The sequence below is a fragment of the Micromonospora sp. DT53 genome (assembly GCF_049841535.1).
GTDB lineage: Bacteria > Actinomycetota > Actinomycetes > Mycobacteriales > Micromonosporaceae > Micromonospora.
Window position 1 is genome coordinate 252,441 of sequence record NZ_JBNCKM010000006.1, and the last position, 19,833, is coordinate 272,273.

The 19,833-nt window shown below is 70.7% G+C and carries 20 protein-coding genes and 1 tRNA gene; 8 read left to right on the forward strand and 13 right to left on the reverse strand.

The genetic code is table 11. The annotated features are described in order from the left end of the window. The first annotated feature begins 16 nt into the window (after positions 1–16). Complete coding sequence (gene fabG, locus ACLQ3B_RS20680; protein ID WP_425782344.1) at positions 17–775, forward strand: 3-oxoacyl-ACP reductase FabG; 759 nt, start codon at positions 17–19, stop codon at positions 773–775. Between the two features lie 191 nt (positions 776–966). Here the strand turns inward: fabG and ACLQ3B_RS20685 are convergent, their stop codons facing one another. Continuing rightward, entirely contained in the window at positions 967–1,383 is a 417-nt protein-coding gene (locus ACLQ3B_RS20685; protein WP_425782345.1) for a hypothetical protein, read from the reverse strand. Then, complete coding sequence (locus tag ACLQ3B_RS20690; protein ID WP_425782346.1) at positions 1,376–1,768, reverse strand: hypothetical protein; 393 nt, start codon at positions 1,766–1,768, stop codon at positions 1,376–1,378. Before ACLQ3B_RS20690 ends, ACLQ3B_RS20685 begins: the two co-directional genes overlap by 8 nt. A gap of 943 nt (positions 1,769–2,711) precedes the next feature. Here ACLQ3B_RS20690 and ACLQ3B_RS20695 point away from each other — a divergent pair. Continuing rightward, positions 2,712–3,614 carry a Gfo/Idh/MocA family protein gene (locus tag ACLQ3B_RS20695; RefSeq protein WP_425782347.1) on the forward strand — a complete coding sequence of 301 codons (903 nt, stop codon included), beginning with the start codon at positions 2,712–2,714 and terminating at the stop codon, positions 3,612–3,614. A 118-nt stretch (positions 3,615–3,732) separates the two neighbouring features. On the opposite strand, the gene ACLQ3B_RS20700 is transcribed toward ACLQ3B_RS20695, so the two are convergent. Continuing rightward, complete coding sequence (locus ACLQ3B_RS20700) at positions 3,733–3,924, reverse strand: DUF2795 domain-containing protein (RefSeq protein ID WP_091405965.1); 192 nt, start codon at positions 3,922–3,924, stop codon at positions 3,733–3,735. A gap of 128 nt (positions 3,925–4,052) precedes the next feature. On the opposite strand from ACLQ3B_RS20700, the gene ACLQ3B_RS20705 reads away from it, so the two are divergent. Beyond that, the gene (locus ACLQ3B_RS20705; protein WP_425782348.1) at positions 4,053–5,309 is read left to right on the forward strand and encodes an erythromycin esterase family protein; all 1,257 of its coding nucleotides are present in this window, start codon (positions 4,053–4,055) and stop codon (positions 5,307–5,309) included. Between the two features lie 109 nt (positions 5,310–5,418). Here ACLQ3B_RS20705 and ACLQ3B_RS20710 read toward each other — a convergent pair whose 3' ends face one another. The 3 genes from ACLQ3B_RS20710 to ACLQ3B_RS20720 form a co-directional block, all read right to left on the reverse strand. Next, a complete protein-coding gene (locus tag ACLQ3B_RS20710) occupies positions 5,419–7,638 on the reverse strand; it encodes an MMPL family transporter (protein ID WP_425782349.1) in 2,220 nt (739 codons plus the stop codon). Continuing rightward, positions 7,638–8,225, reverse strand: a complete 588-nt coding sequence (locus ACLQ3B_RS20715; protein ID WP_425782350.1) for a TetR/AcrR family transcriptional regulator — start codon at positions 8,223–8,225, stop codon at positions 7,638–7,640. The genes ACLQ3B_RS20710 and ACLQ3B_RS20715 overlap by 1 nt, the downstream gene beginning before the upstream one ends. A gap of 102 nt (positions 8,226–8,327) precedes the next feature. Continuing rightward, a complete protein-coding gene (locus tag ACLQ3B_RS20720) occupies positions 8,328–8,762 on the reverse strand; it encodes a winged helix-turn-helix transcriptional regulator (protein ID WP_425782351.1) in 435 nt (144 codons plus the stop codon). A gap of 74 nt (positions 8,763–8,836) precedes the next feature. Between ACLQ3B_RS20720 and ACLQ3B_RS20725 the strand changes: the two genes are divergently transcribed. From ACLQ3B_RS20725 to ACLQ3B_RS20745, 5 genes are all read left to right on the forward strand, one after another. Continuing rightward, on the forward strand, positions 8,837–10,300 hold the full coding sequence (locus tag ACLQ3B_RS20725) for an MFS transporter (RefSeq protein WP_425782352.1): 1,464 nt from the start codon (positions 8,837–8,839) through the stop codon (positions 10,298–10,300). 31 nt (positions 10,301–10,331) lie between these two features. Beyond that, complete coding sequence (locus ACLQ3B_RS20730; RefSeq protein ID WP_425782353.1) at positions 10,332–11,291, forward strand: DNA polymerase domain-containing protein; 960 nt, start codon at positions 10,332–10,334, stop codon at positions 11,289–11,291. A 68-nt stretch (positions 11,292–11,359) separates the two neighbouring features. Then, a complete protein-coding gene (locus ACLQ3B_RS20735) occupies positions 11,360–11,809 on the forward strand; it encodes a helix-turn-helix transcriptional regulator (protein WP_425782354.1) in 450 nt (149 codons plus the stop codon). Between the two features lie 5 nt (positions 11,810–11,814). After that, the gene (locus tag ACLQ3B_RS20740; protein WP_425782355.1) at positions 11,815–12,225 is read left to right on the forward strand and encodes a VOC family protein; all 411 of its coding nucleotides are present in this window, start codon (positions 11,815–11,817) and stop codon (positions 12,223–12,225) included. Between the two features lie 29 nt (positions 12,226–12,254). After that, on the forward strand, positions 12,255–14,627 hold the full coding sequence (locus ACLQ3B_RS20745) for an ATP-binding cassette domain-containing protein (protein WP_425782356.1): 2,373 nt from the start codon (positions 12,255–12,257) through the stop codon (positions 14,625–14,627). Between the two features lie 28 nt (positions 14,628–14,655). On the opposite strand, the gene ACLQ3B_RS20750 is transcribed toward ACLQ3B_RS20745, so the two are convergent. From ACLQ3B_RS20750 to ACLQ3B_RS20780, 7 genes are all read right to left on the reverse strand, one after another. Then, complete coding sequence (locus ACLQ3B_RS20750; protein WP_425782357.1) at positions 14,656–15,123, reverse strand: hypothetical protein; 468 nt, start codon at positions 15,121–15,123, stop codon at positions 14,656–14,658. Positions 15,124–15,137: 14 nt separating this feature from the next. Further along, entirely contained in the window at positions 15,138–15,422 is a 285-nt protein-coding gene (locus ACLQ3B_RS20755) for a hypothetical protein (RefSeq protein WP_425782358.1), read from the reverse strand. A 353-nt stretch (positions 15,423–15,775) separates the two neighbouring features. Then, entirely contained in the window at positions 15,776–16,564 is a 789-nt protein-coding gene (locus ACLQ3B_RS20760) for a helix-turn-helix transcriptional regulator (RefSeq protein ID WP_425782359.1), read from the reverse strand. Between the two features lie 580 nt (positions 16,565–17,144). Continuing rightward, positions 17,145–17,219 (reverse strand) — tRNA-Arg (locus tag ACLQ3B_RS20765). A 90-nt stretch (positions 17,220–17,309) separates the two neighbouring features. Next, positions 17,310–18,002 carry a winged helix-turn-helix domain-containing protein gene (locus ACLQ3B_RS20770; protein ID WP_279519737.1) on the reverse strand — a complete coding sequence of 231 codons (693 nt, stop codon included), beginning with the start codon at positions 18,000–18,002 and terminating at the stop codon, positions 17,310–17,312. 317 nt (positions 18,003–18,319) lie between these two features. Further along, the gene (locus tag ACLQ3B_RS20775) at positions 18,320–18,988 is read right to left on the reverse strand and encodes a DUF305 domain-containing protein (RefSeq protein WP_425782360.1); all 669 of its coding nucleotides are present in this window, start codon (positions 18,986–18,988) and stop codon (positions 18,320–18,322) included. An 8-nt stretch (positions 18,989–18,996) separates the two neighbouring features. Continuing rightward, a complete protein-coding gene (locus ACLQ3B_RS20780; protein WP_425782361.1) occupies positions 18,997–19,803 on the reverse strand; it encodes a DUF3105 domain-containing protein in 807 nt (268 codons plus the stop codon). Positions 19,804–19,833 lie beyond the last annotated feature (30 nt).

The following is a 19,833-nucleotide window of genomic DNA, read 5'->3' on the forward strand; positions in this document are numbered from 1 at the left end:
TTACCGGGAGGTAATCATGTCGGAGGAGTCCCGCGTCGCCATCGTCACCGGAGCCGCACGCGGCATCGGCGCGGCCACCGCCCGACGGCTGGCCGCCGACGGAATGGCGGTCGCCGTGGTCGACATCGAGGAGGCGGCCACCAAGGAGACGGTGGACGCCATCGCCGCCGCCGGCGGCCAGGCGCTCGGGGTGGGCGCCGACGTGTCCGACCGGGACCAGGTCGAGGCGGCGGTGAGCCGTATCGCCACCGAGTTGGGCGCGCCCACCGTGCTGGTCAACAACGCCGGTGTGCTCCGCGACAACCTGCTGTTCAAGATGACCAACACCGACTGGGACACCGTGATGGGGGTGCACCTGCGCGGCGCGTTCCTGTTCAGCCAGGCCGCCCAGAAGCACATGGTGGACCGTAGGTGGGGGCGGATCGTCAACCTCTCCAGCACCTCCGCGCTGGGCAACCGGGGCCAGGCGAACTACGCCGCAGCCAAGGCCGGTCTGCAGGGCTTCACCAAGACTCTCGCCATCGAGCTGGGGCCGTTCGGGGTGACCGTGAACGCGGTCGCACCCGGCTTCATCGTCACCGACATGACCGCCGCCACCGCCGCCCGCATGAAGGTCGACTTCGACGACTTCCAGAAGCACGCCGCCGCCGAGATCCCGGTCCGTCGCCCCGGCCGGCCGGAGGACGTCGCGCACACCATCTCGTTCCTGGCGAGCGAGGGCGCCGGCTTCGTCTCCGGCCAGGTCATCTACGTCGCGGGCGGCCCACGGGACTGACCTCGCACCGCCGACGAGGGCGCCCCTGCACGGCGGGGCGCCCTCGTCGTGGGTCTGCGTCGGGTCCTCGCCGGGGTGTGCTCCAGGTCCTCGGCGGGATCCTGGTCCGGGTGTGCGCCGGGTCCTGGTCCGGGTGTGCGGCGGGTCCTGGTCCGGGTGTGCGGCGGGTCCTGGTCCGGGTGTGCGGCGGGTCAGGCGGGTGCGCCGCGGGTGCGCCACAGCCAGATCAGGCCGAGCACCGGCAGCACCAGCGGGATGTAGCCGTACCCGCTGCCGAACTGCGACCAGACCGTCTCGTCCGGAAAGAGGTCCTTGTCGACCACGCTCAGGACGCCGACCGCGACCACCCCGACCAACTCCACCGAGCAGCACGCCAATGCGACCCGACGGCCGGCGTGCCCGGCGCGGGCCAACCCCACCGCCGCCACGATGTAGATGAGCGCGGCCACCCCGGAGAGCAGGTACGCCACCGGCGCCTCGTCGAACTTGGTGGCGATCTGCAGACCCGCCCGACTCGTCGCCGCGATGGCGAAGAGCAGGTAGACCGCGATCAACAGCCGACCCGGGCCGGAGTTCGTACGCTGCCGAGCCGACCCTGTCTCAACCACCGAGCACCTCCCAGGTCTGCTGCAAGCGGACCACCACCACCGGGGCCACCAGGCAGACCGCGCACACGATCGCCGAGCCCCACCGCGTCGGTTCCATCCGGGCCAGCACCCAGGCCAGTGGCGGCAGGCACACCAGCGTGACCAGGTAGCCGAAGAAGGCACCGGGCTCGCCGGGCCGATCCCCGCCGCCGACCGCGACGAGCGCCAGCACGCTCAACACCAGCAACGCCACTTCGAGTACGGCCAGACCGACGAACTGCACCCGGTCCGGCGGCCGCTGACGTACCGCCGACACCAGCGCCCACACCGCCACGAGCAGCGACAGCACGATCGGCACGGTCGCGACGATCCCGTCCACCGGAGAGTCGGCGCCCACGCTGGTCACCGGACCCACCCGGTCGTTGCCTCGGTCACCGGCACAGCCTACTAACCGTCGTAGTAAGCAGGTGCCTCCGCCTGGCTGACGTGCCTGGCCGCCCGGTCTGGCCGCGCTTGGTCTGGTAGCGCTTGGTCTCGGCGCTTGGTCTGGCTGCCCGGTCTGGCCGCGCTTGGTCTCGGCGCTTGGTCTGGCTGCCCGGTCTGGCCGCGCTTGGTTCGGCCTCCCGGTTCGGCCTCCCGGTTCGGCCTCCCGGTTCGGCCTCCCGGTTCGGCCTCCCGGTCCGGCCTCCCGGTCTTGCCGCGCTTGGTCTCGCCGCTCGGTCTGGCTGCGCTTGGTCTGGCCGCCCGTGTGGCGCCGTCGGCGTCTCTGCCACTGGGCCGGCTGCCGCCCGCGGCACGTCGGCCGCGTCCTGGCCGCGCGTCGTGAGATCTTGGGCAGTTTCCGTTAGCTCGTAACTGTTCAGGCCGAACGGAAAGTGTCCAAGATCTGCGCGGGACGCCGTCGAACCCGCCATCCGCCTCCCGGTCGCCCCGGCAGCGCGGCATCCCCAGCAGCGGCCAGCGGCCAGTGGTCAGCGGCCAGCGGCCAGTGGTCAGCGGTCAGCGACCAGCGGCCAGTGGTCAGCGACCAGCGACCAGCGACCAGCGGCCAGTGGTCAGCGGGCAGCGACCAGCGACCAGCGACCAGCGGGCAGGTTTCGACAGCGGGACAGGGCCGTATGCGCCGCTCGCTTCAGAGCTGCGCTGCGGATGGGGCGCGCCGGTTGCCGGGCGCGGCGCCCCACCCCTGGGGCAGCTCTACAGGCACCCGCCGCACCAGGTCACCCCACAGCGGCACGGACCGTGAGCTGCTCCGGTTGTTCGACCCGCCGCCGGTGCCCCCGGTGAGGCGACTAGCGTGGATCAGGTCCGTGGCGTTGCTGCGGGGTGGGGAAACAGCGGAGGTACACGTGCTGCGGTTCGGCTTGTTCGGCACCGGTCACTGGGCGATCGAGACGCACGGGACGGCGCTGCACGCACATCCCGACGCGGAGCTGGTCGGAGTGTGGGGTCGCAACCCGGAGCGGGCCTCCGCACTCGCCGAGCGGTACGGGGTGCCCGCCTACGCCGACGTCGACGCGCTGATCGAGCAGTGCGAGGCGATCGCCGTCGCGCTGCCGCCGGACATCCAGTCCGACATCGCCGTCCGGGCCGCCCGCGCCGGTCGGCACCTGCTGCTGGACAAGCCGTTGGCGCTCAGCGTGGCCGACGCCGACCGTGTCGTGGCCGCCGCCGAGGAGTCGGGGGTGGCCTCGGTCGTCTTCTTCACCCAGCGGTTCCAGCCGAACGTGACCGCGTTCCTCGCCGCCACCGCCGCCGCCGAGGGCTGGCAGCACGGTCGGACCACCGCGTTCGCCTCGATCTTCCAGGATGGTAGCCCGTACGGCGGCTCGTTGTGGCGTCGGGAGCACGGGGCACTCTGGGACATCGCCCCGCACGCGCTGTCGATCCTTCTGCCGGTGCTGGGCCGGGTGACGCAGGTGGCGGCGATGGACGGCCCGAGCGGAATGGTGCATCTGCTGCTCACCCACGAAGGCGGTGCCACGAGCAGCGCCTCGCTGTCCCTGGATGCCCCGACCGAGTCGATGGCCCGGGAGTTCGTGTTCTACGGCGAGAACGGCATCGAGGACGTCCCGTTCGGCGAGAACGACGCCGCCACCGCGTTCGGCGTCGCCATCGACCAACTCGTCGAGCAGGTGCGGGCCGGCACGCGGGACCACCGCTGCGACGTCCGCTTCGGCCGTGAGGTGGTAGGCATCCTGGCCGCCGCCGAACTCGCCCGTGCAGAATCCCGCACCATCCAGATCCCCTAACCCCCACTGAACCCTGGCTCACCCCACCTCGGCCCCCGGTGATCATGAAGTTAGCGGCGCGACACGCCGTGCCAGATGGCAATAACTTCATGATCACCGAAGTCGGGAGGTTGGGTGGTTAGGTGGGGGTGGAGAGGGCGGCGTTTAGCTCGTCGGGGGAGTTGAACTGCTCGGGTGGTAGGGCCTGCAGCATCTGCAACATCGCCGTGCTGGCTCCGTTCTCCTGACCCCAGCGGATCAGGTCCTCGCGGGAGACCGGGTAGTCGAGCCCGGCGAGGTACTCCTGCAACTGAACCCCGGTGACGGTCATGTCGGCCGGCTACCCGCTCGCGGTGGTCGTACACCGGAGTGGTTGGCTCCCACGACGGCCTGGCGGCCGGCGTGTCGGCCCGCGACGCGCCCACGGTTTGCCGCAGCGGCGGCCGGGTAGCCGCTGGCATGCTGGTTCAGCGGCTCGGCGCGCCGAGCGATTTCGACCCGTTGCTGGAGCGCGTTCGTGACGCCCGGGTGGTGATGATCGGCGAGTCGACCCACGGCAGTTACGACTACTACCGGTTGCGGGAGCAGCTCACCCGCCGGTTGATCGCGGAGTGCGGCTTCTCCTTCGTCGCCGTTGAGGGTGACTGGCCGGACTGTGATCGGGTGCATCGCTCGGTGACGGCCGCGCCGGGGGGCGCGCTCGAACCGCAACTCGCGCTCCACCAGTTTGAGCGATGGCCGACCTGGATGTGGGCCAATGCCGAGGTGGGCCGGTTCGCCAGTTGGCTGCGGGCCTGGAACGTGGAGCGGCCGGAGGAGCAACGGGCCGGGTTCCACGGCCTCGACGTGTACAGCCTCTGGGAGTCGATGCAGGCGATCTTCGACTACCTGGGGGAGGAGGACCCGAAGTCGCTGGAGGCGGCGCAGGACGCGTACCGGTGTTTCGAGCCGTACGGCAAGAGGGTCGAGGAGTACGGCATGGCCAGCCGGTTCGTCTCCGCCCGCTGCGAGGAGGAGGTCGTCCGGTTGCTCGCCCGGACTCGCGAGCATGCCCTCTCCGACGGTCCGGATCGCTTCTCGGCCTGGCAGAACGCTGAGGTGGTGGCCGGCGCCGAGCGCTACTACCGGGCGATGGTGGCCGGCGGGCCGGACTCGTGGAACATCCGCGACACCCACATGCAGGACACGCTGGACCGGCTGCTGGACCGGTACGGCCCCGACGCCCGGGGCGTCGTCTGGGCGCACAACACGCACGTCGGGGACGCGCGGGCCACCGACATGGCCGCCGACGGGATGATCAACATTGGCCAGTTGGCCCGGGAGCGGCACGGCGAGGACGCGGTGGCCCTGGTCGGCTTCGGCAGCTACCGGGGCACGGTGATCGCCGCACCCCGTTGGGGTTCGCCGCCGGAGGCGATGGTGGTGCCCCCGGCTCGGGAGGGGTCGATCGAGCGGCGGCTGCACGAGCTGATGCCGGAGCGGGCGGTGCTGATCTTCGGCGGCGACGACCAGCCGGGCTGGGTCACCGACACCGTGGACCACCGGGCGATCGGGGTCGTCTACGACCCGTCGTTCGAGTCCTGGGGCAACTACGTGCCCACCCGGCTCGGCGACCGCTATGACGCCTTCATCTGGTGCGACGACACCACAGCTCTGCACCCGCTGCCGGTGCCGGCGGCCCCGGGCGAGATGGAGACCTACCCGGCGGGCGTCTGACGCGGGGCGATCGCGTGGATCATGGAGTTGTGGTGCCGGACGAAGGCCTCTGATCGGGGCACGACGGGCACCACAACTCCATGATCGACCGTGGGGGTGGGGCGGGGGGTCAGACTCGGGTTGGGGTCTGCTCCTCCAGGTGGGTGCGCAGGCCCTCGCCCTCGATGTCCACGTTGGGCAGGGCGCGGTTGAGCCAGCGGGGCAGCCACCAGGCGCGGTCGCCGAGGAGCGACATCACCGCCGGGACGATTGTCATCCGGACCACGAACGCGTCGATGGCGACGCCGATGGCGAGCGCGAAGCCCATCGATTTGATCACCGGGTCCTCCAGGAAGACGAAGCCCCCGAAGACCGACATCATGATCAGCGCGGCGGCCGTGACCACCCGGGCGCCGTGCCCCATGCCGCTGATGGTGGCCTGTCGGGCGGTCTCACCGTGGACGAAGTCCTCCCGCATCCGGGACACCAGGAACACCTCGTAGTCCATGGCGAGCCCGAACAGGATGCCGATGAGCAGGATCGGCAGGAAGCTGATCAGCGGGCCGGGCGTGTCCAGGCCGACGAGGTCGGCGAGGTGCCCCTGCTGGAAGACCGCCACCGTGATGCCGAACGTGGCGGCGACGGTGAGCAGGAAGCCCAGCGCTGCCTTGACCGGCACCAGCAGCGAGCGGAACACCAGCATCAGCAGCAGCACCGAGAGCCCGACCACCAGCAACAGGTAGATCGGTAGCGCGTCGGACAGTTTCTCGGAGACGTCGATGCCGATGGCGGTGACGCCGGTGAGCAGCACGTCCGCGTCGGGGATCCCGCTCACCGCGCCACGGATGTCGTGGACCAGGGTTTCGGTGGCCTCGTCGGTCGGGCCGGTCTTGGGCACCACGCCGAGCAGCGCGGTCCGTCCATCCGGGCTGAGCTGGGGCGGTGCCACCGCGAGGACGTTCTCGGTGCGCTGGAGCAGGGCGGTGACCTGCGGCACGGCGGCCGCGGTGGCCTGTGACGTGTCACCGGCGACCACCACCGCGAGCCGGCCGGTGAAGCCCGCTCCGAAGCCCTCGACGGTCAGGTCGTTCGCCACCCGGGCGGGTGAGCCGACGGCGGCCGTCGCGGCGCCCGGCAGGGCCAGCCGCATGTCCGGCGTGGGCAGCGCGAGCAGCCCCAGGCCGAGCAGGCCGACCAGGATGACCGGTACGCGGAACCGGGTGATCAGTCGCGCCCAGCGGAAGCCGAACCCGTTGCGGTCTTCGGTCGTCGTCGCGGCCGGCCGGTCGGTGACGTCGGTGTCGTCCTCGTCGGCGGCGGTGCCGTCGGCGGGAACGGCGCGCAGTCGGCGGGGGAGCACCCGGCGACCGGCGAAGCCGAGCAGCGCCGGCTGGAGGGTGATGGCGACGAGGACGGCGACGGTGACCGTGCCGGCGGCGGCGAGACCCATCACGGTGAGGAACGGGATGTTCACCACAGCGAGCCCGGCCAGGGCGATGACCACTGTGGCGCCGGCGAAGACCACGGCCGAGCCGGCGGTGCCCACGGCGCGGCCGACCGCCTCCTCCGGAGACAGGCCGTCGAGCAGGTTCTGCCGGTGCCGGGAGGTGATGAAGAGTGAGTAGTCGATGCCGACCGCGAGACCGAGCATCAACGCCAGGATCGGCGCGGTGCTGGTCAGCTGGACGACGCCGCTCAGCGCGAACAGTCCGGCCATGCCGACGCCCACGCCGATCAGCGCGTTGAGCATCGTCATACCGGCGGCGACCAGGGAACCGAACGTGATGATCAGAACGATCGCGGCGACCAGGACGCCGAGCGCCTCGGTGGAGCCGATCTCCGGCTCGCCGCCGAGCACCTCACCGCCGGGGGCGACCTGCCAACCCTGTGCCTTGGCCGCTGCGCCAACCTGCTCGTACGCGGTGCGCTGCGCGTCGGTCACGTCGTCCCCGCCGGTGGCGAACTGGACCTGGACCAGCGCGTACCGGCCGTTGGGCGAGACCGCGCCGACCTGGAGCGGGTTGACCGCGCCAACCACGCCGGGCAGCGTCGACGCCTGCTGGACGAGCTCCTGCACCACGGCCTGACCCTGCGGGGTGGCCAGTTGGCCGTCGGCGGGCGCCTTGACCGTGATGGTGCCGGTGGCGCCGCTGGCCGCGGGGAACTGGTCGGCGAGCAGATCGAGCGCGCGCTGGCTCTCGGTGCCGGGCATCGTGAAGTTGCTCGCCGTCGGGCCGCGCAGGGTCGCCGCGGCCAGGCCGGCGACGACGAGTACGACGAGCCAGAGCGCGACGACGAGCCGTCGCCGGCGCAACGCGCCCCGGCCGAGCCGGTAGAGCAGGGTGGCCATCAGGAGTCCTTGTCCTCGGTCGTGGGTGGATGGGGCAGGGGTGCGTCGACGGGTTCGACGGTCCGTCGGGCGAGGGTGAGCAGGGCGGGGCGCAGTTCGTCGTCGGGGATGTCGGCGAACTCGGCGCATGCCTCGGAGATGCCGGCGAGCAGCACCAGCGCGGCGATCCGGGCGCCCGGCCGGTCGGAGTGCCCGGCCAGCGCGTCCCGCAGCCGATCGGAGATCTGCTGGATGTGCGCGAAGGCCGGTTGGCACAGCAGCTCCGGGAACTCGCCGCGCAGTACGGCGATCTCCCGCCGGAAGCGGACCGCGAGGTCGACGAAGCCAGTTGCGGCGACCTCCTGGGCGGCCGTGCCGGTCAGCCCGTTGAGCTGGTCGTCGAGGCCGCGGAGCACCTCGATCGCGGGGGCCATCAGCTCGGCGAGCAGGGCTTCCTTGTTGGCGAAGTGGTAGAGCACGGTGGCCTTGGAGCAGCCGACCTCCCGGGCGATGTCCTGCAGGGAGGTGCCCCGGTAGCCGGTGACCGTGAACTGCCGCGCCGCCGCGGCGAGGATCTCGCCGTGCGTGTCGGGTGCCGCTCTGACCATGCGTGGTCCACCTCCCGCAGACCAGCATGCCTGACCGATCGGTCAGACCCTGACCGATCGGTCAGACGGAAGCGGTGGCGTTCGCCACACCACTTGCGGGTTTTACCCGGTGTGCTGGGTGTCGTACCTGGTCCGCGCCTCGGCGATGGCCCGGCGGTGCCGCTCGGCCCAGCTGGTCAGCGCGACAAGTGACTCGTAGAGCTCCAGCGCCATCGGGGTGGCCCTGTACTCGACCTTGGGCGGGACGGTCGGATAGACGGTGCGGTGCAGCAGGCCGTCCCGTTCCAGGTTACGCAACGTGAGCGTGAGCATCCGGCGGCTGATGCCCTCGACGTGCCGCTCCAGCTCGGTGAAGCGCACCGGGCCGTGCGAGGCGGCCACCAGGATGCCGATGCTCCACTTGCCGCCGACCCGGTCGAGCACCTCGCGGACGGTGCACGCCCGAGCCTGACCCGGGGTGAACGGCACGTTCTCGGCCGCGCAGGTCAGCTCGGCCTCGACCAGCGCGGACACATCGCTGTTCCTCTGGGACATCAAAGTGCCTCCTTCCGCTCCCGTTCATGGTCACAGACGATGACCTCGGTAACAAACCGTGCACCAAGGAGGGTTCCATGGAGCGTGTCGTCCCATCCCGCTGGCCGGCGCTGCTGGTGCTCTGCGCCGGCAGCCTGATGATCATCTTGGATGGCACCGTCGTAGCGGTGGCGCTGCCCGCCGTACAACGCGACCTGGGCTTCACGGCCCCCGGCCTGGCCTGGGTGGTAAACGCCTACCTGGTCGCGTTCGGCGGGCTGCTCCTGCTCGCCGGCCGCCTCGGCGACCTACTCGGCCGGCGCGGGGTCTTCCTGGCCGGCGTCGCGCTGTTCACCCTGGCCTCGTTGGCCTGCGCGGTCGCCACCGGGCCGGCCCTGCTGGTGGGAGCGCGGTTCGGCCAGGGCGTCGGCGGGGCGCTGGCCATGGCCGTCAGCCTCGGCATGATCGTCCGGCTCTATCCCCAACCGGCCGAGCGGGCCCGCGCCATCGCCGTCTTCAGCTTCACCGGCGCGGCCGGCGCCTCGGTCGGCACGGTCGCCGGAGGGGTGCTCACCCAGGCCGCCGGGTGGCGGACGATCTTCCTGGTCAACGTGCCGATCGGAGCGGCCATCCTCGTCGCGGCCCTCCGCCGACTCCCGGCCGAGCGCGGGATCGGCCTGCGCGCCGGCCTGGACGTGCCCGGCGCGCTGCTCGCCACCGCCGGTCTGATGGCCGCCGTGTTGGGCATCGTGGGAACCGGCGAACACGGCTGGACCAGCCCTCGGACGCTCGGCGCGGTGGCCCTCGCGGCGCTGCTGCTCGGCGGGTTCGCGCTGCGCCAACGGGTGGCGGCGACCCCGCTGGTGCCGTCCCGGGTGCTGCGCGTCCCAGGTCTGGTGGCGGCGAACGCCGTGCAGTTCCTCATGGTGTCCGCGTACTTCGGTTTCCAGTTCCTGCTCGCCGTGGAGCTGCAACTGGTGCTCGGGCTGGACGCGGCCACGACCGGCTGGGCCTTCCTGCCCACCCCGGTGGTGATCGCCGTGGTCTCGCTCGGCCTGGCCGGTCGGCTGATCGCCCGCTGGGGCGCCCGGACCGTCCTGCTGGTCGGGCTGGGCCTGGCAACCGTCGGCTTCCTGCTGATCGCCCGGCTGCCCACCGACGGCGCCTACCTCGCCGACGTACTCCCGGCGATGCTGGTCTTCGGCATGGCCGGCGGCCTGACCCTGCCGGCGGTCACCACAGTGGCCATGGCCGGCGCGACCGACACCGACGCCGGGCTCGCCTCCGGCCTGGCCAACACCACCCAGCAGGTTGGCGGCGCCGTCGGCCTGGCCGCGCTGGCCACCCTGGCCGCCGCCCGCAGCGACGGGCTGCGGGCCGCCGGCTGGGCCGAGACGGCCGCGTTGGCCGGTGGCTACCGGGTGGCGTTCACCGTGGCCGCCGTCCTGGTGGCCGCCGCGTTGCTGGTGGCACTGACCACGCTGCCCGGCACCCGACCCACCCGGACCGATCGGCAGGGCAGGTTGACCGCCGGCACCGGGCCGATCGGCAGGGCAGGTTGACCGACGGCGGCGGGGCCGCGAAGGTGGTCGGGTGAGTGAGGCTGACGAGACCCGGGACGGCGTGGCCCTGACCAACCTGGACCAGCCGCTGTCCGACCGCGATGACGCGACGAAGCGTGACCTGGTCGACTACCTCGACGCGGTCGGGGACCGGATCCTCCCGCACCTGCGGGGCCGGCCGTTGTCGGTGATCAGGGTCCGCCCCGGCCAGCCGCCGTTCATGCAGAAGAATCTGCCCCGGTACACCCCGGACTGGGTCCGTCGGGCGCCGGTCTGGGCCGAGGCGTCGCACCGGGAGATCTCGTACGCCCTCTGCGACGACCGCCGCACCCTGCTCTGGTTCGCCAACCAGCGGGCTGTGGAGTACCACCCGACGCTGGCCACCGTCGCGGACCTGCACCGCCCGACCCACCTGATCCTGGACCTGGACCCGCCGGACGGCGACGGGTTCCGCGCGGCGGTCGCCGCGGCTCTGCTGGTCCGCCAGGCGCTCGCCGACGCCGGCCTGGCCGGTGCGGTAAAGACCAGCGGCGCCAAGGGCGTGCACGTCTTCGTGCCGGTGACCGACGAGGCCACGGCCGAGGAGTTGGCCGCCGCCACCCGGGCGCTCGCCGTCCGCGCCGAGCGACTCGACCCGGCGGTGGCCACCACGGCGTACATCAAGGAGGACCGGGGTGGCCGGGTCTTCGTGGACGCCACCCGGGCGGGCGGGGCGACCGTCGCTGCCGTGTACAGCCCCCGGCTGCGCCCCGGGATGCCTGTCTCGTTCCCGGTCGACTGGGCCGATCTGACCGAGGTGACCCCCGCCGACTTCACCATCCGGACCGCGCCGTCGCTGCTCGCCGACGGCGACCCCTGGGCCGCGCTGATGCCGGCCCCACAACCGCTTCCCACCGATCTGGTCGCCGAGGGCCGGACCATCCCGGTGGCCCGGGTGCAGGCCATGCACGAGGGCAAGCGGCGGGCCCGCGCCCGCCGCGAGGCCGGCTGACCGACTCGTCGGCCCCGCTCGCGTCCGCGACCGGCCGATTGTCGGTGGGTTGTGGCACGATTTCCCAGGTGAGCAGCAAACCCGACGCGACGCAGCGACTGGGCGACCTGGCGCGGCTGCGCCGGGTCCGCGACCGGATCGACCGGGAGTACGCGCAGCCGCTGGACGTCGAGGCGCTGGCCCGTGGCGCGCACATGTCGGCCGGGCACCTCAGCCGCGAGTTCCGGCTGGCCTATGGCGAATCTCCCTACAGCTACCTGATGACCCGACGGATCGAGCGGGCGATGGCCCTGCTGCGCCGTGGCGACCTGAGCGTCACCGACATCTGTTTCGCGGTGGGTTGTTCGTCGTTGGGCACCTTCAGCACCCGCTTCACCGAATTGGTGGGGGTGCCGCCCAGCGTCTACCGGCGGCAGGCGGCGCAGGCGACGGCGGGCATGCCGTCGTGCGTGGCGAAGCAGGTGACCAGACCGGTCAGGAATCGAGAAGCGCGGGTCACCGAGCCGCAACTAGCGTGACCAGCATGGACATCACCATTCACTCAAGCTTCCTTCCGCACACCGATCCGGAGGCCTCCCTGGTCTTCTACCGTGACATCCTCGGTTTCGAGGTCCGCCTCGATGTCGGCTACGAGGGGATGCGGTGGATCACGGTCGGGCCGGTCGGCCAGCCCAGCACCGCCATCGTCCTGCACCCACCAACCGCCAACCCCGGCATCACCGACGACGAGCGGCAGACCATCCTCGAGCTGATGGCCAAGGGCAGCTACTTCGGCGTCAACCTGGCCACCACCGACCTCGACGCCACCTTCGCCAAGCTGGAGGCCAGCGACGCCGAGGTGGTCCAGGAGCCGACCGAGCAGCCGTACGGCGTGCGCGACTGCGCCTTCCGCGACCCGGCGGGCAATATGGTCCGCATCCAGGAAGTGCGCTGAACCGTCCGCGCCCGACACAGGGAGACACGATGAGCACGGCCAGCAAGCCGCACGTCGCCGACAGTCACGACCTGATCCGCGTGCAGGGCGCGCGCGTGAACAACCTCAAGGACGTCGACGTCGAGATCCCGAAGCGGCGGCTGACCGTCTTCACAGGTGTCTCCGGCTCCGGCAAGAGTTCGCTGGTGTTCGGCACCATCGCGGCCGAGTCCCAGCGGATGATCAACGAAACCTACAGCGCCTTCCTGCAGGGCTTCATGCCGACGCTGGCGCGGCCCGAGGTCGACCTACTGGACGGCCTGACCACGGCGATCATCGTGGACCAGGAGCGGATGGGCGCCAACTCCCGCTCGACGGTCGGCACTGCCACCGACGCCAACGCGATGCTGCGCATCCTGTTCAGCCGCCTCGGGCAGCCCCACATCGGCTCGCCCAACGCGTACTCCTTCAACGTCCCCTCGGTGAAGGCGACAGGTGCGATCACCGTGGATCGCGGTGCCGGCAAGACGAAGACCGAGAAGGCGACCTTCAACCGGCTCGGCGGCATGTGCCCGCGGTGCGAGGGCATGGGCGCGGTGACCGACATCGACCTGTCGGCGCTCTACGACGACAACCTCTCGCTCAACGAGGGCGCGATCACCATCCCGGGTTACAGCATGGAGGGCTGGTACGGCCGGATCTTCCGTGGCTGCGGCTACTTCGATCCGGACAAGCCGATCGCGAAGTTCGGCAAGCGGGAACTGCACGACCTGCTCCACCGGGAGCCGACCAAGATCAAAATCGACGGGATCAACCTGACGTACGCGGGCCTGATCCCATCGATCCAGAAGTCCTTCCTCGCCAAGGACATCGACGCGTTGCAGCCGCACATCCGCGCTTTCGTGGAGCGTGCGGTGACGTTCACGACCTGCCCCGAGTGTGCCGGCACCCGGCTCAGCAAGGAGGCCAGGTCGTCGAAGATCAAGGGTAAGAACATCGCCGACGCCTGCGCGATGCAGATCAGCGACCTCGCCGCCTGGGTACGGGAAATCGAGGAGCCCTCGGTGACCCCGCTGCTGGCGGGCCTGCAACACCTCCTCGACTCGTTCGAGAAGATCGGGTTGGGCTATCTCTCGCTCGACCGGCCGTCGGGCACCCTCTCCGGCGGCGAGGCGCAGCGCACCAAGATGATCCGCCACCTCGGCTCCTCGCTCACCGACGTCACCTACGTTTTCGACGAGCCGACCATCGGGCTGCACCCGCACGACATCCAACGGATGAACGAGCTGCTGCTCCAACTGCGCGACAAGGGCAACACCGTGCTGGTCGTGGAGCACAAGCCGGAAGCCATCGCCATCGCCGACCATGTCGTCGACCTCGGGCCCGGTGCCGGCACGGACGGTGGGACCGTCTGCTACGAGGGCACCGTGGCGGGCCTGCGGGGCAGTGGCACCATCACCGGCCGCCACCTCGACGACCGGGCGGCCCTCAAGGAGACGGTGCGGAAACCCGCCGGCAAGCTGGAGATCCGGGGCGCCACCGCCAACAACCTCCAGGACGTGAACGTCGACGTACCCCTCGGGGTGCTCGTCGTCGTGACCGGCGTCGCCGGCTCCGGCAAGAGTTCGCTGGTGCACGGGTCGATCCCGGCCGGCGCGGGCGTGGTGTCGATCGACCAGGGCGCGATCCGCGGTTCACGGCGCAGCAACCCGGCCACGTACACCGGGTTGCTCGACCCGATCCGCAAGGCGTTCGCGAAGGCCAACGGTGTGAAGCCGGCGCTGTTCAGCGCCAACTCCGAGGGCGCCTGCCCGAGCTGCAACGGCGCCGGCGTCATCTACACCGACCTCGGGATGATGGCCGGGGTCGCCGCCCCCTGCGAGGACTGCGAGGGCAAGCGGTTCCAGGCGTCGGTGCTGGAATACCGCTTCGGCGGTCGCGACATCAGCGAGGTGCTGGCGATGTCGGTGACGGAGGCCGAGAAGTTCTTCGGCGCCGGCGAGGCGCGTACGCCGGCAGCGCACGCCATCCTCAATCGGCTCGCCGACGTCGGGCTCGGCTACCTGAGCCTGGGGCAGCCGCTCACCACCCTCTCCGGCGGGGAGCGGCAACGACTCAAGCTGGCCACCCACATGGCCGAGAAGGGCGGGGTCTACGTCCTCGACGAGCCGACCACCGGTCTGCACCTGGCCGACGTCGAACAACTGCTCGGCCTGCTCGACCGCCTGGTCGACGCCGGCAAATCGGTGATCGTCATCGAGCACCACCAGGCGGTCATGGCGCACGCCGACTGGATCATCGATCTCGGCCCCGGCGCCGGCCACGACGGTGGCCGGATCGTCTTCGAGGGCACACCCGCCGACCTCGTCGCCTCCCGCTCCACCCTCACCGGCGAGCACCTGGCGGCGTACGTCGGCAGTTGAGCGAGAGCCGTCGCCGCCGGTCGAACGTCTACGCGACCGGCGGCGACGGCTCGCGCTGTGCCGTCCTGGCTGCGAGGACCCCGCAGGTGGCGGTGAGCAGCCCGAGGACTGTCGTGGTCGGGTTGACGTACCCGGGCACGGATGAGGTGACATAGGTGCCGCCGCCGCTGAGGCGGCACTCGAAGCGGATCGGCAGGTAGCTGACCTCGTACCCGTTGACCTGGCTCGCCCGCTGCGGCCCGGCCTCCCGACAGGGTTCGATCGGGAAGGAACCGGCGCCGCCGTCCTCTGCCCGCATCACCGCGTAGCCGAGGTGGAGCAGCCCCCACGCGTACATGGCGACGGTGCCGGCCCCGGCGAGGAGCGCCACCGTCCGCAGCCAACCCCGCCGGTCGCGCTCGCCTCTCCGGAACGCCGATTTGATGCCACGGACGGTGAGGACCGTCGCGGTGACAGCCCCGGCGAGTGCGGCGAGGAGCAACACGAGAAACAGCATGGCGACATTCTTGATCACCTGCGCTCGCTGGCCGCCGCGCGGCTCCCCTGTTCGATCGACAGCTTGGCTCGACCCGGGTCGTCGCCGTAGCCGACCAACAGCCAGTAGGTCATGTCGTCGAGGACGAACCGCGCCTGCTCACTCGGCAGCAGCTCGGCCACCGTAATGCCCGGCGGTTCGCTGATACGAACATCCTGATCAACGCCACCCTGCCCGGGCCTGGTCGCGACCGCCTTCACCGGCTTCCACGGCTCGCGCACCCCCGAGCAGGGCGCGGCCACAGCGATCCGGCTCGCCACGCTGCCCGACGACGGCCCGTCCGCCGCGTTCTTCGACGACGAAGGCGTCATCCCCTGGTAAGGACGATCCCTACCGCATGTCGAAGCGGACAGGCTGGCACCGATGTCGTGGGAGGTAGCAACACAGGTACCTGAGCGGCGTCCAACGATGCTGACCCCCAGAACCGAACAGGGCGGCTCCCAATCCCGGACCGCCCTTCGCAATGCCGGTGCGCAGGACTTCGGAAATCAGTGCAGTCGACTTCGGAAACCGACACTTGGCGTCCAACGCGTGTCAGGATGAGCCGAACCGGCGCATTGCCCCCGGCAGGAGCCGTGGAACATGGGAACGACTACGTCGGAGACGTTCCTACTTAAGCTAGTAGCCCTGTCTCCGAGAGGGTGAGACCGGGCGCCGTCTCGCGGGAACCGACGGACGGGCCGGAGGCGGCGAGGTCGAGGAGCGTCATCTTGTCGTGGTCCGGGCTGCCGGGCGGCGCCATGTAGATGACGAGGCGCTGGCCTTGTGCGCGGTTGAGGGACAGCCCTTCGTGCGAGAGCGTCATGGTGCCGACCTCCGGGTGTCGGAGCGTCTTCTCGCCGTCGCCGATCGTGTGCACCTCGTACCGCTCCCAGAGCCGATTGAAGTCGGGGCTCTTGACGATTAGCTCACCTACAAGTGCGGCGAGATCCGGGGCATCCGGATCGGTGCCAGCGATCGCCCGCAACTGGGCGACGCACCCCTTGGCCTTCTGTTCCCAGTCCGCCCACAGCTCGCGGGCAGCTGGGTGCAGGAAGGTGTACCGGACGGTGTTCCGCTGCCGCTCCGGCCAGTCAGCGAGGCCGTAGAGCAGCCGCAGCCCGCCGGGATTGGCCGCCAGCAGGTCGTTGGTGCGGCTCACGACGTACGCCGGGTTGGGCCGGAGCGTCTCCAGAAGCTGCGTGACGGTCGGACGGACCCGCCGTGACGGCAGGGGACGGGGCTCGGGCGCACGCCGCGCCGCCCGCGCCGCCAGCTCGTGCAGGAAGCCGCTCTCCTCCTGGTTGAGGCGGAGCGCGTCGGCCAGCGCCTCGACCACGGAGGGGCTCGGACGGGTTTCCTTGCCGCGTTCCAGACGTATGTAGTAGTCGATGCTCACACCGGCCAGCGCCGCCACCCTCATGTTGCCGGTCGGCCGTAACCGACGGGACGCGGTGACGGGGATGTCTGGCGCGGGGCCGGGTAATGCTCAACCTGAGGGAGCCGGGCGGCGCACGTCGTGAGGGCGCTCCTCGCATCGCCCCGGCCGGGTAAGGGGCGCCTGGTTCTTCGACCCCCGTCCTCGCTCCACCGCATGAACCAGTGGTGCTCACGGAAGCCTGTCTCGTCGGCCTCAAGCTGTCGGAAGATCTCCTCCGGCGAGTGCTCTGGGAACGGACCGGCCGGACCTCGCGCTGACCTACCCGCGGTGCGGCACAGCGCAGGTAGTGGCACAGTGAAGGTACATAGGCGACGTTGTCATCGGTCGTCAGCCGTCTGCCCGCAGCCCACACGTCAACGATGCGAAGGGCAGCGGATACGGCCTCGCCGACCTCTATGGCAAAGGTTGCCCGGTCACCGACACGTAGGGCGGAGAAAAACTTGGCGCGTATTTGGTGCGGACACCCGTAGAGGTCCGTTTTTGGCCATACACAGTCGTACAGATGTGCAAAAGCCGCTGGCCTGTCTCGGCAGGTCAGCGGCTTCGTCGTGCTGGTGATCGGTGGTGCCCCCGGCAGGATTCGAACCTGCGCCCCCGCCTCCGGAGGGCGGTGCTCTATCCCCTGAGCTACGGGGGCTCAGCGACTGGAGAAGACTAGCAAACCTCCCCTGCGTACGCCGAATCGGTATCGGGTGAGCCGATCGTGTCGGACCGGCCCACCCGGTGCTCAGGCGGCTACCGCCCGCCCGCAGCTGGGCAGCGGGTGCAGGACGATTCGCCGAGGGAGCCGGCGCGGCCACTCGTTGCGCGGCCAGGAGCCGTCCACGATCAGGTGGACGGTGCGCTGCTCCTCGCCGCTGAGCCGCAACACGAAGTCGCGGGGCAGCGGCGGGTCCACCGTCGGCGTGGTGATCATGAAGCGCACCCGACCGCGAGACGAGACAGCGGAGATGACGTCCGCCGCCGGCATCGTGCCGCGCAGCCGGACCCGGCCGATCCAGTAGACCTCCGCGAGGTGCTCCTGGGCGGCCCGGGTGATCGCCGGGTACTCGCTGCGGACCCAACGCTCGACCGCGCTGACGCAGAGACCGCAGGCCCGCTCGCGCGGCTCCCGCGGACCCAACCCCCAGGCCCGCAGGTACGCCCCGACCGCGCCAGCGTCCAACGGCAGGTCGAAGCGCCGCTGGATGAGCGTGGTGAGGCTCTGCCGCGTCCACAGCTCCTCGTCCAAGCCGAACTCGTCGGGGTGGACGCCCCGCAGCGTGTCGATCAACTCGAGTTCCTGTTCGCGGCTGAGCATTCCCGGCTCGCCCTGCCGCTGTCCGCGACGGACGGCTGCCACCGCCCCGTCACCACCGATGGTGTGGCGTCGGCACCAACTGGTGACCGAACGCCGTGCGTCTCTGAGTGCAACCCCCACGTCTTGGGCAACGAGCACGAATCGCAACTGGTCACGATATGTGGGTAGAAAACTCTCTAAGCAACGTAATCGCCTGTGCCACGCAAAACACCCATAGGGTACAAAGTAGGGTGATTGCCCCAGATGGGCGGCCGGCCCGCCTAGATCGACTCGGGTTTCTGGAAGTCGGGGTGTCCCAGCCACGCGGACAGCGCGGTTTCCTGAAAACCGAGTCGATCAAGACAAGGCCGTGGGGTGCGTTGGTGTCGACATGGCACCAGGCCCGCGTCACCGCCAACCTCGGCGGGGACGCGGGCCTGGTGCGCCCGTTCGGTCGGTCAGCCCTTGGCCTGCGCCTGGAGCTGCCGGAGGTTGTTCAACTCGGTCTGCTGGGTGTTCTTCATGGTCTGTGCCACCCGCACCACCTCGGCGTTGTCGGTCGCGCCCAGCGCCGCGTCGATCATGTGGATGCCGCCCAGGTGGTGGTCGTACATCAGGGTCAGGAACTGCCTGTCGACCTCGATGCCCTGAGCGTTGCGCAGGGCGGTCATCTGTTGCGGCGTGGCCATGCCCGGCATCAGCCCGTCCTTGACGGTGGCCCCGTCGGACATCCACGACATCGGCGGCTTCGACCCGGTCGGGCTGAGGCCCCATTCGCGCAGCCAGGTCTGCATCGCGCCGATTTCGCCCTGCTGCCCGGTGGCGATGTCGACGGCGATCTGGCGTACCTCGGGGAGGGTCGCCGACCGGTACGCGATCAGGCTCATCTCCACCGCCTGCGCGTGGTGGGTCGTCATGTCCCGGGCGAAGCCCGCCTCGACCGAGGCGTCACCGGGGCGGGTGAGCCGCGGGGTGAGCAGACCGCCCGCGTAGCCGAGGAGGAGCCCCACCACCAGCATGATGGCGAGAGCCAGCACGCCGTAACGCGACGCCGGGGCCCGGCCGCCCTCGTCCGGGGCGGCCGGGATCTCGTCGTACTCGCTGTCGGTGGTTGCCGGAGCGGTCATTGCCGTCCTTACTGGGTGGGCGGTTGTTGCTGCTGCTGAAGCTCACGCGGCGTGGTGCCGGTGGCGGTGATGCCGGTGTTGCAGAGCGCCGTGGGGCCCTCGACGGAGGCGTTCACCCGCAGGTCCTTGATGAACTCGTCGATCCGCGAGTCGTCGGCGTTGTCGACCTTGAGCTGGTAGCCCCAGGCCTGCAGCGAGATCGGCTTGTCCAGGCCCTCGTACGGGCTCATCAGCGTCTTCTCGACACCGCGCACCTTGCCGGCGAGCTTGTCGACCTGGTCCTTGGGCAGGTCGGGGCGGTACGTGATCCACACCGCGCCGTGCTCCAGGCTGTGCACCGCGTGCTCGTTGGCGATCGGGGCGTCGTACACGTCGCCCATGCAGTTCTGCCAGGCGGCGTTGTGCACCCCGCCCACCGGCGGCGAGTACTTCCAGGTCAGCGGGCCCGACTTGTGCGACTCGTACTTCAGGCTGTCCTTGTCGGTCTTGCGGATGTTGACGATGCCGTCGATGGCGTTGGCCCGCTTGTCCCACGGCTTGGAGCCCTGGAACGACGCCCAGGCGCCGTACCCGATGATGCCGGCCGCGAGCACGCCCACCGCGACGAAGAGCGCGATCGGCCCCCAGGCGCGGCCCTGGCTCACCTTGACCGGGGTGACCGGCTTGCGCGGGCCCTTGCCGCCGGCCCGGGGGGAGCCCGTCGGCTTGCCGGAACCGGCCTTGGCGCCGGGCGCCGGCCGGCCCGCGGCCGGCTTCTTGCCGGTGCTGACCACGGTCGGGCGGCGCTCAGGGCCACCCGGGGTGCTGATGCTCATCGTGCCTCGTCAAGTCGGTCGGGCAGGGGA

Excerpts from the sequence above, each read along its gene's own strand:
- fabG (WP_425782344.1), top strand. The coding sequence starts at position 17 with ATGTCGGAGGAGTCCCGCGTCGCCATCGTCACCGGAGCCGCACGCGGC.
- ACLQ3B_RS20700 (WP_091405965.1), bottom strand. The coding sequence starts at position 3,924 with ATGACCGTCACCGGGGTTCAGTTGCAGGAGTACCTCGCCGGGCTCGAC.
- ACLQ3B_RS20705 (WP_425782348.1), top strand. The coding sequence starts at position 4,053 with ATGCTGGTTCAGCGGCTCGGCGCGCCGAGCGATTTCGACCCGTTGCTG.
- ACLQ3B_RS20710 (WP_425782349.1), bottom strand. The coding sequence starts at position 7,638 with ATGGCCACCCTGCTCTACCGGCTCGGCCGGGGCGCGTTGCGCCGGCGA.
- ACLQ3B_RS20715 (WP_425782350.1), bottom strand. The coding sequence starts at position 8,225 with ATGGTCAGAGCGGCACCCGACACGCACGGCGAGATCCTCGCCGCGGCG.
- ACLQ3B_RS20725 (WP_425782352.1), top strand. The coding sequence starts at position 8,837 with ATGGAGCGTGTCGTCCCATCCCGCTGGCCGGCGCTGCTGGTGCTCTGC.
- ACLQ3B_RS20740 (WP_425782355.1), top strand. The coding sequence starts at position 11,815 with ATGGACATCACCATTCACTCAAGCTTCCTTCCGCACACCGATCCGGAG.
- ACLQ3B_RS20745 (WP_425782356.1), top strand. The coding sequence starts at position 12,255 with ATGAGCACGGCCAGCAAGCCGCACGTCGCCGACAGTCACGACCTGATC.
- ACLQ3B_RS20750 (WP_425782357.1), bottom strand. The coding sequence starts at position 15,123 with ATGCTGTTTCTCGTGTTGCTCCTCGCCGCACTCGCCGGGGCTGTCACC.
- ACLQ3B_RS20760 (WP_425782359.1), bottom strand. The coding sequence starts at position 16,564 with ATGAGGGTGGCGGCGCTGGCCGGTGTGAGCATCGACTACTACATACGT.
- ACLQ3B_RS20775 (WP_425782360.1), bottom strand. The coding sequence starts at position 18,988 with ATGACCGCTCCGGCAACCACCGACAGCGAGTACGACGAGATCCCGGCC.
- ACLQ3B_RS20780 (WP_425782361.1), bottom strand. The coding sequence starts at position 19,803 with ATGAGCATCAGCACCCCGGGTGGCCCTGAGCGCCGCCCGACCGTGGTC.